Genomic DNA, 15498 nt, shown 5'->3' with positions numbered 1-15498 from the left:
ATCCGTAACCGGAGATTCAATGTTATTGTGCGCCTCATATTTTAGCATTTTTCTAGCTATTATACTAACCAAAGAGGCGACACTCATTTTATAAGTATTATCGTATTACTAACCAAGCTAGGTAAGCCACAGCTTGCTCGCTAAGTCACTAATAGCACAATTATACAGGTTTACATCTCATATAGGGTGCTTAAGCAGCTATAGAAGGTGTTTTTTACATGAAAAATATTTAATGGCGCCCAAAATATTTATGATGAGCAGCTAATTACCAGCGGCTTATCTTCTCTGGCCGGCGGTGTATAGTCTGTTAGCTTCGCCATGTCATTGACGTTATAAGGGGTGCTTAGCAGCTTAAATAAGCGATCCACCTCAGATAAGTCGCCCGCCTGCGCCTGTTCAATAGCGCGCTGTGCCATGCCATTACGCAGCACATAGACAGGGTTGGCTTGGGCGAGTTGCTCGACCACTTGTGTGGCCGAAAAACGGTGGTCATTTATCGCAATTTGCTCATTGATATGAGCGCGATATTTATGTTGCCAAGTTTGCCACAATGTTTGCTGCTCAGCACTGAGCTCCTGAGATATATTGGCAAGTAGCTGATCTTCATGGGAGTGACTACCTGGCTCAAGCACAGCCATAAGAGCGCGAAAACTGTTGGTATAGTCAAGTTTATTGTGCTCAATAATCTCAAGCAGTTCAAAGGCCAGCTTTAATGTGGTATTGATGCTTTCGGTGCTACGCTGATACTGATGCTGACTATTTTGTAAATTACCAAGCCCCTCCCAAGGCAGTCCTAATTTACGACAAATACCGTGTTGATAGTGGCGCATAAAGTGAGTTTCATACTCAGATAAGGCGGTGGCCAAAGTTTGTCGGTCTAAGCGCTCTTTGCACGTGCCGAATAAGATCTTATCCGACAGCTGCATAAAATGCATCATCCACACGTTTAGGTTCCAATGGCCGATGGCGGGCTGATTTTGATAAGTATAACGGCCAGAGTAATCAGAGTGGTTGTTAATCCAAGCAGGATCAAAGCGCTCTAAAAAACCAAATGGTCCATAATCTAAAGTAGTACCGGTAATAGATAGGTTGTCTGTATTCATAACACCATGAGCGAAGCCAACGAGCTGCCAGTCAGCGATCATGGTAGCGGTATTGGCCACTACAGCAGCAATGAAGTCCGCGACGGGCGTCTTGGAGGTAGTCAGCTCAGGATAGTAAGTCTCAATCATATACTGAGTAAAGCTTGGCAATAAGTCTGGGGCAAAGCTTGCAATCCATTCGACATGACCTAAGCGAATGTGGGTATCGGCTACGCGCATTAAAGCGGCGCCAGTCTCTACGGTCTCGCGGCGTACGGGAGTCTGTGAGGTAACAAAGCCCAGTGAGCTTGAAGAGCGAACGCCCAATGCGCTCATGGCATGACCACACAAATACTCTCTTATGGTGCTACGCAAAACGGCTCTACCATCGCCCATGCGAGAGTAGGGCGTCAAGCCGGCACCTTTAAGATGCAAATCGGTCAGCTCGGAGTTTTTGTCAATGACCTGTGCCATTAATAGCCCGCGGCCATCACCTAATTGACCGGCCCATTGACCAAACTGATGGCCGGCATAAGCCATAGCCAGTGGCTCGAAGTCTTCAGGAACCTTATTGCCTGATAAAATATCTACCCAGTTGTCCATAAGCTCAGAAGATTGATCCCAACCAATTTGAGCGGCAACTATTGGGTTAAAGTGTCCAGCTTTTGGGTTATCCAAAGCTGTGGGCATTTGTTTGTTGTACAAGCGAGGATCAAGTTTGGCGTAGCTATTATGGTATTGCATAAGTATCGACTTTTTAAGAATTTAAAGATGGGTGATAAAAAGATGGATGATAAGTTGTCTGATAGAAGTCTAACAAACAGAAGTTTAACAAACCTGATGGCCGCTTATTGTGGTCTGACTGTTATGGTTGGTTGCACAGTTTAAGCAAAAAAAACCCTTCACCAGAGGCAAAGGGGTGGAGAAAGCATACGCTTGTTATTATTATTGTTTTAATATTGAGCTTTATTTTTATTGTATTTTATTTTTATTGGGTTGGGGGTGTAGAGCAGTACTTCTACAGCAAGCTGCTCTACCAGGATAAGCTTAGTTAACGAGGCTAACTGGGCTTATAATTCAATTGTTTAAACGCCTGCTTTAAGTTACGGTTGTGAGCGAATATGCGCTGCTCCAAGATTTTGTATTGGTCTCTTAACACCTCATCTACCTCATGCAGACGCTCAGAGAATTCCGCCTTCTTCATTTGAATGGCTTTGGCTTTTAGGGCCTGCCATTCTTTGACTGTCTCATTAAACTGTTGGTACTCAAAGTTGATTCTATCGCTAAACTTCTGTAAGTTGCTTGGCAAGTTACTGTCTAACACTTGTCCTTGCTCATTGGTAATCTTAGCCAACTTATTTTGAGCACGTTTAAACTGCATTTGTACTTCTGCATGCTTAATAGTCATATCATCAACGGTACGAAGCTCAGAAGCTAAGCCTAATTTTGCCAATGCTGCGATTAACCATTTCGTGGGGTCGTACTGCCACCATTTGACGCCATTACGATAATCGTATTGGAAGAAGTGGTGATAGTTATGATAGCCCTCACCCCAAGTAGGAATGGCAAGTATGAAGTTATCACGCGCAGTATTGGTGTCTGTATAAGGGCGTGTACCATACATATGGCATAAAGAGTTAATAAAGAAAGTAAAGTGGTGGTTGATGACCAAGCGCACCAGACCTGCAAGCAATAAAGTGCCCCAGACATCACCGATAAGCCAGCCAATAGCACCAATCAGTCCCACGTTGGTAGCCACTACCCACAGACCATAGTATTTATGCTGAATTTGCAGCACCTTATCCTTGGTTAAGTCAGGGATGTTTTTATAGTCAAAATTACCGCTTGGGTAGTTTCTTAACATCCAACCGATATGGCTGAACCAAAAACCACGCTTGGCTGAGTAAGGGTCATCCATAGGGTCATCAACATGGCGGTGATGAGTACGGTGGCCCGAGCACCAATCAAAAGCAGAGCCTTGCACTGCTAATGTGGCACCCAATAAGAAAAAGTTGCGTACAGCAGGATGCGCCTTGTAAGCACGATGCGACATGAGACGATGATAGCCTGCGGTAATACTCATACCGGTCCAAACCGCCACGGCACCGAAAGTGAGCCAAACAGGGGCACTGACCTTATGGGTAGCAAGATACCAAGGGGTAATCAAAGCTGCGGCAATGGGCGTGGCTACTAAGACAGCGGCAGGAATCCAGTTAATGGGGGCGCGCTTAAACTCAAGCTCTTTGGCCATCAATTCACTGTTTATCTCGTTGGTTTCAAGATGGGCGTAAGCGTCAGCACCTTTTGCCGATAGTGTAACCCCAGGCTGATAGCTCAAACGCTGACCCTCATTGACTGGCTTGTTTTTATTTAGCACAGACAAAGGGATTTGGGCCAAAGCATTGGCTATTTTTTTGCCGGTAAATACCGCACGACTGGCACTTAGCTTGGACAGCTGAGCACTTGAGCGCAAAATACTTAAAAGGCTTGTTTTGTTTGTAGGCATTCTTGGGGCGTTCCTTGCATTACATATACATAGTTTTGACTTGATAGAAGTAGGATACCTCAAATCAGCGATAAAGTGAACACTTATACACTAAGAATTTGAAGAAATAAGGCGCAAATAAGGGGTTAGTTACCTATATTAAACACTCAATTAATAGCAGGGTAACAAAAGCAACTACCCCTTATACACCAGGATATTGACAGCTATTGCTGTAAAAATAAAGTGGGATAATCGGTAATGACATAATTCACCCCAAGCTCAATGAGGTTTATCGCTTGCTGCGGTTGATTTACTGTCCAAGCTGTGGTCGACAATCCATAATATTGGCACCTTTGGATAACTGAGGCATTAAACAAAGGATAATAAAGACCGAGACTGCTACAGCCTAAGCGTGCGGCAAGCGATGGGGTGTCATACAGCATCTGATGAGTGCTAAGCGGTAGCGTGTTTAAACGATCAGCAGATGAGGACTCAGTTAGGGTTCCACTGGGCGAAAAAACAGACGGTAGCTCAGATATTGACCAAGATAGCGGCTCGACCAAAAGCCCTCGGGGTAGGTGGCTTAAAAATGAATCAATTTGCAAATAATAATGAAGGCGTAAGTCAAAGCTTGTTAAGGTGATTGGCAAGCTGTCAAAGTCTGGGTGCGCTAAGCATCGTCTTAGAGCCTTGATCAGTGCTTGATAGTTAGTGCGGCTGTGGGTTTTGATCTCAAGCTCGATGTGCTGATAAGTGCTCAGCCATCTAGGCATCTCATCAAGAGTGACAATGGCCGGCTGACTGGCCGCGCTATTTTTGTTATTTAAACGCTTAATCTCAGCGGTACTCAACTGATCTATACGCGATTGTCTACCATATAGCCTAAGCAAAGATTCATCATGAAATACCACAAGATGGCCATCGAGTGTCAGCTGTACATCGAACTCTATGCCGACTAAGTGATTTGGAAAGCTTTGCTGTAACCGCTGGGTGTGCTGAAAGCCAGCTTGTGTGTTTTCAAAGTATTCGCCCCGTGCCCCTCGGTGTCCGAGCAGGTGGCTGTTATGAGTATCAAGGGCGCAGGTTACGCAGGAACGGCTCATAGATAAGCACTCGCATAAATTAATGGCTAAAGTGGATAAAAGTTTGAACATATCTTGAAGGTAGGACAATCATTTTACAAACTGTAGATATAAATTGACACACACCGGCATTACAATACGCTTACAGTAATACTAATTAACAAATGCTAAATGTTTGGCGTATAATACCAAGCGACATGGCTTATCAGCTTGTCTTTTTTAAAAAAGACTTATGTATCAGTCTGGTAGCAGCTTTTTACGGACACTTTCAAAAATGGATTTGTTAAGTAAATAGCAAGTATTATATTAGTAAGACTCCTTAGTTCGTAGTTTGACGAGCATAAATACATTATTAAATATACGACTTACCTTGCAAAAGCTAATGTGGGTCATCTAAGAGGTTACAATGAAGTTAAGTTTTGATCGCGTTTCTCGTCCTGCCAGCTTAGTTGGTGTTGTGATACTGTGTGGCCTAACCGCAGTAGGGTGTAGTAAAAAAGAGGAGTCTACCGCTGACAAAGCAGAAGAGGCCAAAGTTGAAGTGGCGCCAGCGCCTGTCGTGGCATGTAATGATCAAGTGGCCTTAGCTCAGTTGACTAATATGGTGCAATCAACGCTGACCGGTCAATCGCAAAAGCTATTTAGCGCTTATGCTGAAAGTGCAGGCGAAAGCTTGAGCTTAAACAATGTCAATACCGCTGTGGGCTCTGTGTTGGTGGATATTGCCAATCCTACTATTTTGCAAGAAGCCAATGCTCAAGGTATGGTGACCTGTAACGCAAGCTTAAGCTTAACCTTACCCAATCAAGATGTAGCGCGTGCTACCCGTGTCTATGCCTCTTTAGAAGACCGTAACTTAGCCGACTTATTGCAATCAGAGAACATTACCTTAAACAACAATATGTTGGTGAGCAATAACTTCAATTATGTGGTTGGTATGCAAGGAGGGCAAGTAACAGCGCGTTTAGTCGGTCAGCCTGCTATATTGACCGCCGCTTCAGATATCATTGCAAAATCTCAATTCCAAGCGGTATTAGAAACCAATCGCGCTGCCCCGCAGACCAATAAGCCAAGACCGGCACCAGCCTTACCTGCTGAGCCTAAACAGCCCGCCCAGCCTCGTGTGCGTCCAGAGCCTGAGCAAAAGCAAAAAGCACCTGCTCGTGAAACGCAGCCTGCCCGTAGCGCTGAGCCAAAAGCTGCCACCAAGCCAACAGAGCCTTCTGTGTCTACTGACAACACTAAGCCCAGTGTCGAAAAACCTGCAGCCACTACCGCACCTGCTCAGTCTGCTGAAAAACCTAAATTGGTTGTGCCAAAAGATGACAACATAGAAATGGTGATTATTGAAGAAGATGGTACCTACTAAGACGCAGCTTCTCGCCTTCCATGATGAGCATTGAAGCGTTGCTGGTATTATTTGCCTAGCATAAAACAGCCCTCAAATTGAGGGCTGTTTTATGCTTAATTTTTATTTTTTTAGCCATTGAATTTATCTAAGATGTTTTTGTCCCATAAGACTTCTTGGGACTGCTCAAGTTTGGCACAATATCTTGAGAGTACAAATAACCAATCAGACAAGCGGTTTAATAACTTAAGACAGGGGCTAGATAAAGCGTCAGAGCTGTGATTGACTAGGTGTACCGCTTGGCGCTCAGCACGGCGACACACGGTACGAGCGATGTGTATTTGGCTGACCAAGACAGACCCTGCTGGTAATATAAAGTCCTTGAGCGCTGGCAAGTGCTCATTGAGCGCATCAATCTGATCTTCAAGCCAAGTGATGTGTTGATCGGATATGCCTTTATATTCAGGCATGGCCAGCTCACCACCGACATTAAATAATAAATGCTGCACAGTGCTTAAGCTGTTTTGTAATTGGGCATGCGTGGGCTGATTATCTAATGGCTTAGGCAAGCGTGTTAGATTATTAAGATGGGCGCTAACCATACCCACATGAGCATTTAGCTCATCCACATCCCCCATAACGACAAATATAAGATCAGATTTGCTGACGCGATTGCCATTGGCTAGGCCAGTGGTGCCATCGTCACCTGTGCGGGTATATATCTTGGTTAATCGGTTACCCATAACAAGGAACTCCGTTAGTAATAAAAAGGGGCCAAATAGGCTAGGCGCATCATAACCCATGGCCATGAAATATAGCAATTTTTGTCAAGCTTAGGTAAGATGGCCGTCATTAAAACAATAATCAGTTGTTGGCTTTTTATACTCATTTGAACTTTAAGGTTTTTTTATTATGTCCTCACCTGCCAAAATCGCACAAACTCCTGAATTTTTATCAAAACAGCTACTGCAACAGCAGGCGGCATTGAAGATCTATGATTCGATGACCACCAACAAGCGCAGCTTTGAGCCATTACAAGCGGGTAAAATTGGCATGTATGTGTGCGGTATGACAGTTTATGATTATTGTCATATTGGTCATGCGCGCGTCATGGTCGCCTTTGATGTGGTGTCTCGCTGGTTGCGTCATCTGGGTTATGAGGTCAATTATGTGCGCAACATTACAGATATTGATGACAAGATTATTGCGCGTGCCAATGAAAATGGTGAGCCGATTGGTGAGTTGACCCATCGCTTTATTAAAGCGATGCATGAAGATGCGGCGGCTTTGGGCTGTGAAAACCCCGATGCTGAGCCACGCGCCACCGAGCACATTGATGAGATGCTTGATATGATTGGCACGCTTGAGCAAAAACAGCATGCTTATGCCGCCTCTAATGGTGATGTCTATTATGCCGTTGATACCTTTGAAGGATATGGCAAGCTGTCTAAGCGCAAACTAGAGGACTTGCAAGCTGGCTCACGTGTGGATGTGGACACCGATAAGAAAAACCCATTTGACTTTGTGCTATGGAAGGCGGCCAAAGCCGGTGAGCCTCAGTGGGCATCAAGCTGGGGTGGTGGCCGACCTGGGTGGCACATTGAGTGCTCGGCCATGTCGACTAAGTGCTTGGGTAATAGCTTTGATATCCATGGCGGCGGTCACGACTTACAGTTCCCGCATCATGAAAATGAGATTGCCCAATCCGAAGCGGCTACGGGCTGCACGTATGCTCATAACTGGATGCATGTGGGCTTTATTAACGTTGATGGCGAAAAAATGTCCAAATCATTGGGCAACTTCTTCACCATTCGTGAAGTGATGCAGAAGTTTCATCCTGAGACCATCCGCTTCTTTATTTTATCAAGTCATTATCGCAGTCAGGTGAACTTCTCTGATGCGGCGTTAAAAGAAGCACATTCTGGTTTGACCCGTATCTATCAAGCCCTAAAGGCAGCCGATGCCGTACTAAATACTTCAGTAAGTGCCGCGGAGTCTATTGAATCTATCAATGCTGAGCACGCCGGTACCCACAGTGCTGACTTTATCGCCGCGATGAACGATGACTTCAATACCCCCCAGGCCATTAGTGTGTTATTTAGCTTGGCAAAAGAGGTCAATAAACTGGCCCGTGACGCGGATGATGCTGACACACAGGCTCAATTACAACTGCAAGCTGTTCAACTAAGAGCGCTGGCAGGCATCTTAAATATTGGTCAGTTAAATCCTGCCGAGTTCTTACAGGCACAAATTGGTGAGGTGGCAGAGGGCCAAATGAGTGATGAGCAAATTGAAGCGTTAATTCAAGAGCGCCTCGACTCTAAGGCCAATAAAAACTTTGCACGTGCTGATGAGATTCGTGATTTATTGCAAAATAGCGGTATTGAGCTTGAAGATGGTAAGCTTGGTACCACGTGGCGCCGCACCTAATCTGTTAGGCTGCTTGAGGATTAAGTGGCCCCAAATAAATTGGCGGTAGCGTCAAACCCAAAAATGGCCACTATTAGCAAACTTACGTACCATAAAATACGCACCATAAAAGTGTCATTAGAAATCAGATAAAGGTAGAGCGCTATGACATCGCAGACAGACCAATATCCTTCTAACGGCACTTTTTTGCGCCTGCTGATACCGCTTTGGGCGGTGTGCATCGCCGTTGTATTGATGGCTAGTCCCCTAAGCGCCTATGCTGCTGAGTCTAGTGTTATCGAGCAGCCCGATAGCTTAGTGGCCTATGTCAAGCAGCAGATGCAGCAGCCCCAAGCTGACACGCTGACACCCACCCGCAGTTTGTTGGCCAAAAATGAGCTGACTGGCGAATTTAATGACGCTTATTTTGCGGTTAATAAGCTCAATGCAGGGCTACCTAAGCTTGATCCTCCGCCAAATTTAGAGACACCACTGGCTACGCTGGATTTTTTTAACAGTGCCAGTCTAAAAAGTGACTTTGCGCTGGCAAGTTATGCACTCAACCTCAACTCTATAGAAGATGACCTACAGGTTAGTCATGCTTCAGATTTGGCACAGAAGCTGGATTACTTGCTAAGTGAGCAAGGCCTGTATGTCTTCGATGAGTTGCCTGATCGCTCAGATGGCTTGATTGAACCAGCATTGGGCGGCTCTAATCCCATACAAGGTATCGCTAGGCGCTCCATTAAGCTTGGCAGTATCAATTACAAAAATCGCAGCGTACCGCTTTATTTAGAGCGGGTGCGTGTCGAGGGTGAAGCACCAGTTTGGGTTTTTTCTTCACAAACTGTCGCCAATATTGAGGCGCTATATAGCATCCATAAGCCTGCCGGCTTTGAGCGCTATCTGCCAGAGGTATTAACGGCCAAAGTTCTTGGTATCAGTGTCTGGGAGATACTGGTGCTCATCGTATTTATGTTCACCACTATGGGACTTGGCTTTGCGCTTAGTAAAGGGGTAGCAAAACTTAGTGATTGGTATGTCACTCATGCCAAAAAGCGCGGCAATACTGAGGAGTTGTCTTTACACAGTAAGGGTATTACTGACTTTTTTTACAAAATTACCGTGCCGCTTACGGTCACTATTAGCTTGTCTTTAATGTTTGCCCTTGTTTCAGGGAGCCTGCCTAAGGTTGAGGCCATAGGTACCTCAACACGTCCCATTATCTGGATTTGTTTGATCATAAGCGGGTTGTGGCTGGGCATACGTGGTATTAATTTTTTTGCCAATCGTTATCAAGATTATCAAATCGATGCGCTCGATGAAGAGCAGTTTAGTATTCAGCGTGAGCGTATGACTTATGTGTCTATCTTTAGACGCATTTTTATCTTTGTTATGGTCATGGGCGGGCTGTGGATCAGTCTGGCTGAGTTTACTGACTTAGAGGGGCTAGGTACCACGCTGCTGACCTCAGCAGGTATTGCCGGTGTGGTGATAGGTATTGCGGCACAGCCCACGCTTGGTAATATCATCGCTGGTTTTCAGGTGGCAGTGACGCAGCCGGTGAGAATCGGTGATACCATTATGGTCGATGACATTTGGTGTGAGGTTGAGGATTTACGCTATACCTATGCGGTGCTCAAAACTTGGGATGACAGACGCCTGATTGTGCCCATGAAGTACTTTGTGACCGAGGTGTTGGAAAACTGGTCGCATACCAATACCCAACAATCAAGCGCCATCTATTTGTATGTCGATTATGGGGCCGACATTGATGCCATATCCGATAAATTCTTTGAGTTGGTAAGAGCACATGAGCTTTATAATGTAGAGGTTGAGCCAGATTTTAGAGTCATAGACGCCACTAAAGATGGCATCACCTTACGCGGAAAAGTCAGCTCTGATGGGCCTTTAAATGCTTGGAATTTAGAGTGTGATATCCGTCAGCAGATGCTGGCGTATTTAAATCAGCAGCACCACATGTATCTACCCACTGACCGCATTACTTTAACCCCTAGACCGCTAAGACACGGCTCTGACAACCGCTAAACCCTAACTTTTTACTTCGAGCGGTTTATTTTTAAAAAACACGCCCCATTAAAGGCTTACAGTGAATGACACGCTGCTAAGTGTGGTTATTGTAATAATGAAGTAAACACTTACGAATTAAAATAGCAATGTCACAGATAGCTTTGTATTTATCTGTTTAAGTCTTTATCTGTTTATGTCTTTATGCCAACTTATAGTGACGGAATGCGGTGATCATCCTCACTGGCATGGCTTTTATTTATTAGTAGTTATCTTTTAAGTATTTAGACCGCTTACCAAGTGAAATTCACCTGCTCAAAAAACAATTATTTTGCTATAATAGATTGCTTATTTTTCCCAGCCAAGAGGTTTGTATGTTGCGAATCGTAGATGATGCCCTAACTTTTGATGATGTATTACTTTTACCAGCATATTCTAATGTGCTTCCTAAATCAGCTTCATTGACGACGCGATTAACCGAAGATATCTCATTGAATCTTCCAATCATTTCTGCAGCAATGGACACAGTGACTGAGTCAGAGATGGCCATCACCATGGCACAGCTTGGTGGTATGGGAATCGTGCATAAGAACATGGATATCGATCGCCAAGCGATGCAAGTGCGCCGTGTCAAAAAGTTTGAAGCCGGTACCGTGGTTGACCCCATCACAGTGACGCCAGACATTAGCGTGGGTGAGTTACTACGCATTACTCACGAAAATAATATCTCAGGGGTACCGGTAGTAGAAGCCGGTAGTGGCCAAGTCGTGGGTATTGTTACTCACCGTGATGTGCGCTTTGAGACCAATCACAACCAGCCTGTAAGTAACGTGATGACCCCGCAAGACAAGCTGGTGACTGTCAAAGAAGGCGAAAGCAACGAAAATATCAAGAAGCTACTCCATGAGCACCGTATCGAAAAAGTGTTGGTAGTAGATGATAACTTCAGCCTAAAAGGTATGATCACCGTTAATGACTTTAACAAAGCGGAGAACAACCCTAACGCTTGTAAAGATTCTCAAGGTCGCTTACGTGTAGGTGCCGCAGTTGGTACAGGTGCAGACACTGAAGCACGTGTAGAAGCGTTAGCAGAAGCTGAAGTGGATGTGATTGTGGTCGATACAGCCCACGGTCACTCACAAGGCGTTATTGATAAAGTACGCTGGGTGAAAAAGCACTTCCCGCACATCCAAGTTATTGGTGGTAACATTGCAACAGGCGATGCGGCATTGGCTTTACGTGATGCCGGTGCCAACGCTGTAAAAGTGGGTATTGGCCCAGGTTCAATCTGTACTACTCGTATCATTGCTGGTGTGGGTGTGCCTCAGATCTCAGCGATTGATAACGTAGCATCAGCGCTAAAAGACAGTATTCCATTAATCGCTGATGGTGGTATCCGTTACTCAGGTGATATGGCCAAAGCCATTGTTGCTGGCGCTTCATGCATCATGGTAGGCTCATTATTAGCCGGTACTGAAGAAGCGCCAGGTGAGGTTGAGCTGTTCCAAGGTCGTTATTACAAAGCTTATCGCGGTATGGGTAGCTTGGGTGCGATGTCAGGCTCTAACGGCTCATCAGATCGTTACTTCCAAGATGCTAAAGACGGTGTTGAAAAACTGGTACCAGAAGGCATCGAAGGCCGTGTTCCTTATAAAGGCCCCGTAAGCGGTATTGTTAACCAAATGGTGGGCGGCCTACGCTCTTCAATGGGTTACACCGGCTGTGCTACCATCGATGAGATGCGTACTAAGCCTGAGTTTATCAAAGTTACTTCTGCAGGTATGAAAGAGTCGCATGTTCACGATGTGCAAATCACCAAAGAAGCACCAAACTACCGTATTAGCTAATCTAAGGTAGGGCTTAGTATAAAGTTGCTAAGGCTGGGCTAATATACAATTACATTGGCCTGGCTGTTTGACCTTAATAATAAAAGCTTTACTCTGCTTGATAAGCTTTGAAAAAGACCAAAAGAGAATATCTTTTGGTCTTTTTTTTGTAGTATATTAAGGCATAATAAAGTGTTGACTGATTTTTAATTATTTGAGGTATTTATGAGCTATTTCGGTACAGATGGTATTCGTGGTCTTTTTGGCAAATTTCCTATTACCCCAGATTTTGTCTTAAAGTTGGGTTATGTCACCGGTCAGGTATTGGTGGAACAAAATCCCAACCCTAAGAAAAAGCCGAGCGTGGTGATAGGCAAAGATACCCGTTTATCCGGTTATGTTATCGAAGCAGCCCTACAGGCAGGATTCAACTCAGCTGGGGTAGATGTGCACATGATTGGCCCGTTGCCAACTCCGGCTATTGCGCACTTAACCCGCAGCTTCCATGCAGATGCTGGGGTGGTGATTTCAGCCTCACACAACCCTTATTATGACAATGGTATTAAGTTCTTTGCTGCGGACGGCCGCAAGCTTAGCGATGAGATGCAAAATGCCATCAATGATAAGCTAAAAACAGTGGTTGAAGGCCATGCCGATTATACGCAAGATGATCCTGCTCAGCTTGGCAAGCATTTTCGTATTAATGATGCCAAAGGCCGTTACATCGAGTTTTGTAAAGGCAGCTTTCCCTATCAGTATGACTTATCTAATTTAACCGTGGTTATCGACTGCGCTAATGGTGCTGGTTACAGTGTGGGGCCTCGAGTACTGCGTGAGCTGGGTGCCAACGTTATTGCCATTCACAACAAGCCTAATGGCATTAATATTAATGATAATTGCGGCTCAACCCATCCAGAAACCCTACAAAAGGCGGTGCTTGAGCACAAGGCTGATGTGGGTATTGCCTTAGATGGAGATGGTGACCGTATTATTATGGTCGATGAAAAAGGGGTGGTGGTCGATGGCGATGGTATCTTATATATCCTAGCCACTAAATCAGAGGCCAAGGCTGAAGGTGTGGTAGGTACTCAGATGAGCAATATGGGGCTGCAATTGGCATTAGAGGCGGCCGGTATAGCTTTAGAGCGAGCCAAAGTGGGAGACCGCTATGTGATGCAAGGCCTAGAGGCCAAAGGCTGGATTTTGGGCGGTGAGCCATCAGGTCATATCTTGTGCTTAGATAAAAGTCGCACTGGAGATGCGATTATTGCCGGCCTTCAAGTACTGGCGGTCATGGCGCAAACTCAAAAGAGCTTAAGCCAGCTGACAGAAGGCTTTAAGCTGTTGCCTCAATGCCTGGTCAACGTACGTTTAGAGCAAATGCAAGATCCTTATGACTTCCCTGAGTTGGTGGCAGCCTTTGAGGCGGCCTCAAAACAGATTGAAGGGCGTGGCCGTATCTTAATTCGCAAGTCAGGTACTGAGCCGCTCATTCGAGTGATGGTTGAGCTGGATAATGCAGAAGAGTGCGACAAATTAGCACATGAATTAGCAGATAAAGTCAAACAGGTGATGGCTTAATCAGTCAGTGCTGTTGGGAGTCTCCAACGGCTCTTGATATTCGATGGCTTATTCGATGAGCTGTCTGACTACCTCTAAGCGAATACTCACATATTAAGGATGCATGATGGATTTTAGCGATAAAAGACTGTCTTATGAAAAAGGCGCTTTGCACGAAGAGATCTTACCACAAGAGCCTTTTTCTATGTTAAAACAGTGGCTTAATGAGGCCATAGAACAAAACGTACCCGAGCCTTATGCCATTAGTTTGGCGACTTGTGGCTCGGATAATATGCCAGCGGTCAGAACCGTATTGGTACGTGAAGTTACTGAGCTTGGCGTTGTATTTTATACCAATTACTTAAGCCATAAGGGTCAAGATATCGAGCAAAACCCGCATGCTGAAGCTTTGTTTTTTTGGCATGACATGCAGCGTCAAGTGCGTGTGCGCGGCGTTATTACTAAAGTCGATCGCGCCAAGACTGAGGCTTATTTTCAAAAGCGCCCTTATGAAAGTCAGGTGGGCGCTTGGGTGAGTCAGCCTCAAAGCGGGGAGGTCGCCAGCCGTGAGGCCATGGATGAGATCTTTGCCAACTTAAAGCAAAAATTCCCAGAAGGTGATACAGTACCCACCCCTGAGTTTTGGGGAGGGTATGAGATTGCTGCTACTGAAATTGAGTTTTGGCAAGGACGAGCCAATAGGCTGCACGACCGTTTGTTATACTCAAGAGCATCGACCCAAGACACGTGGCAGATTATCCGTTTATTGCCCTAGTCGATGATTGCTAGCGCAGTAAACGCCTTGGTAATTACCAAGTGATAAATCTAGTAGATATTAAATTCGATGGTTTAGGATGTATTAATGACCCGTTTTGTCAGTTTTAACATTAATGGTATTAGAGCCCGTCAACATCAATTAGAAGCGGTAAGAGATATTATCGACCCTGATGTGATGGGACTGCAAGAAACCAAGGTTCATGATGAGCAGTTCCCTTTAGAACTGGTAGAGTCACTGGGATATCATGTGGAGTTTTTTGGTCAAAAAGCTCATTATGGGGTGGCTTTGGTGTCTAAAGTAAAACCCATATTCGTCCAAAAAGGCTTTCCTGATGAGCCAGAAGATGCCCAAAAACGTTTCATTCATGCCCGCTATGTGTTTAACGGGCAAGAGGTGGATGTGTTAAATGGCTATTTTCCCCAAGGTGAAAGCCGCAATCATGAAACCAAGTTTCCTATGAAGCGCGCTTACTATGCTGATTTAAACCAGTATATTGATGCCCTAAAGGCAGAAGGTCGCACTCTTATCATTATGGGTGATATGAACATTGCGCCGGAAGATAATGACATTGGCATTGGTGAAAAAAATGCCAAGCGGTGGTTAAGCCAAGGCAAAACCTCGTTTTTACCTGAGGAGCGTGAGTGGTACAGTGCGCTTATGAGCCGTGAGTTATCAGACACTTACCGTATCCATTATCCAGACGCCAATGATACCTTTAGCTGGTTTGACTACCGTAGCCGCGGCTTTGATGATGACCCTAAGCGTGGCCTAAGGATTGATCATATTTTGTGTACTCATGATATTGAGGACAAATGTATTGATGCTGGTATCAGCTATGAGCTGCGTGCTATGGAGAAGCCCTCGGATCATGCGCCAATTTGGGCTTCATTTAAGTTCTAA

Annotated in this window: 11 protein-coding genes; 7 read left to right on the top strand and 4 right to left on the bottom strand. The window is 45.1% G+C overall.

Annotated features, from left to right (window positions below):
• Positions 1-248: 248 nt before the first annotated feature.
• The 3 genes from MN210_RS07105 to MN210_RS07095 form a co-directional block, all read right to left on the bottom strand.
• Complete coding sequence (locus MN210_RS07105) at positions 249-1826, bottom strand: protein adenylyltransferase SelO (protein WP_338411936.1); 1578 nt, start codon at positions 1824-1826, stop codon at positions 249-251.
• 316 nt (positions 1827-2142) lie between these two features.
• Positions 2143-3333 (bottom strand): acyl-CoA desaturase, encoded by a 1191-nt coding sequence (locus MN210_RS07100; protein WP_110817331.1) that lies wholly within the window; start codon positions 3331-3333, stop codon positions 2143-2145.
• Between the two features lie 458 nt (positions 3334-3791).
• Positions 3792-4670, bottom strand: coding sequence for a glycerophosphodiester phosphodiesterase (locus MN210_RS07095; RefSeq protein WP_241878025.1), 879 nt, complete (start codon positions 4668-4670; stop codon positions 3792-3794).
• 385 nt (positions 4671-5055) lie between these two features.
• Between MN210_RS07095 and MN210_RS07090 the strand changes: the two genes are divergently transcribed.
• Entirely contained in the window at positions 5056-6018 is a 963-nt protein-coding gene (locus MN210_RS07090) for a hypothetical protein (protein WP_241878024.1), read from the top strand.
• A gap of 110 nt (positions 6019-6128) precedes the next feature.
• Here the strand turns inward: MN210_RS07090 and MN210_RS07085 are convergent, their stop codons facing one another.
• The gene (locus MN210_RS07085) at positions 6129-6740 is read right to left on the bottom strand and encodes a cob(I)yrinic acid a,c-diamide adenosyltransferase (RefSeq protein ID WP_241878023.1); all 612 of its coding nucleotides are present in this window, start codon (positions 6738-6740) and stop codon (positions 6129-6131) included.
• A gap of 259 nt (positions 6741-6999) precedes the next feature.
• On the opposite strand from MN210_RS07085, the gene cysS reads away from it, so the two are divergent.
• The 6 genes from cysS to xthA all read left to right on the top strand — a co-directional run bounded on the left by cysS (position 7000) and on the right by xthA (position 15498).
• Positions 7000-8427: a cysteine--tRNA ligase gene (cysS, locus tag MN210_RS07080; protein ID WP_264755977.1), complete on the top strand. Its 1428-nt coding sequence runs from the start codon at positions 7000-7002 to the stop codon at positions 8425-8427.
• Positions 8428-8571: 144 nt separating this feature from the next.
• Positions 8572-10455 (top strand): mechanosensitive ion channel family protein, encoded by a 1884-nt coding sequence (locus MN210_RS07075; RefSeq protein WP_338411935.1) that lies wholly within the window; start codon positions 8572-8574, stop codon positions 10453-10455.
• A gap of 353 nt (positions 10456-10808) precedes the next feature.
• Positions 10809-12281 carry an IMP dehydrogenase gene (gene guaB, locus MN210_RS07070; RefSeq protein ID WP_110816607.1) on the top strand — a complete coding sequence of 491 codons (1473 nt, stop codon included), beginning with the start codon at positions 10809-10811 and terminating at the stop codon, positions 12279-12281.
• A gap of 204 nt (positions 12282-12485) precedes the next feature.
• Entirely contained in the window at positions 12486-13841 is a 1356-nt protein-coding gene (gene glmM / locus MN210_RS07065; protein ID WP_011960512.1) for a phosphoglucosamine mutase, read from the top strand.
• A gap of 106 nt (positions 13842-13947) precedes the next feature.
• Positions 13948-14595 (top strand): pyridoxamine 5'-phosphate oxidase, encoded by a 648-nt coding sequence (gene pdxH / locus MN210_RS07060; RefSeq protein WP_338412832.1) that lies wholly within the window; start codon positions 13948-13950, stop codon positions 14593-14595.
• Between the two features lie 87 nt (positions 14596-14682).
• Positions 14683-15498 carry an exodeoxyribonuclease III gene (gene xthA, locus MN210_RS07055; protein ID WP_110816605.1) on the top strand — a complete coding sequence of 272 codons (816 nt, stop codon included), beginning with the start codon at positions 14683-14685 and terminating at the stop codon, positions 15496-15498.

This window comes from Psychrobacter raelei, assembly GCF_022631235.3.
In the GTDB taxonomy this organism is placed as follows: domain Bacteria; phylum Pseudomonadota; class Gammaproteobacteria; order Pseudomonadales; family Moraxellaceae; genus Psychrobacter; species Psychrobacter raelei.
Note: the sequence above shows the minus strand (reverse complement) of the source record. Positions and strands in the feature narration are given on the sequence as shown.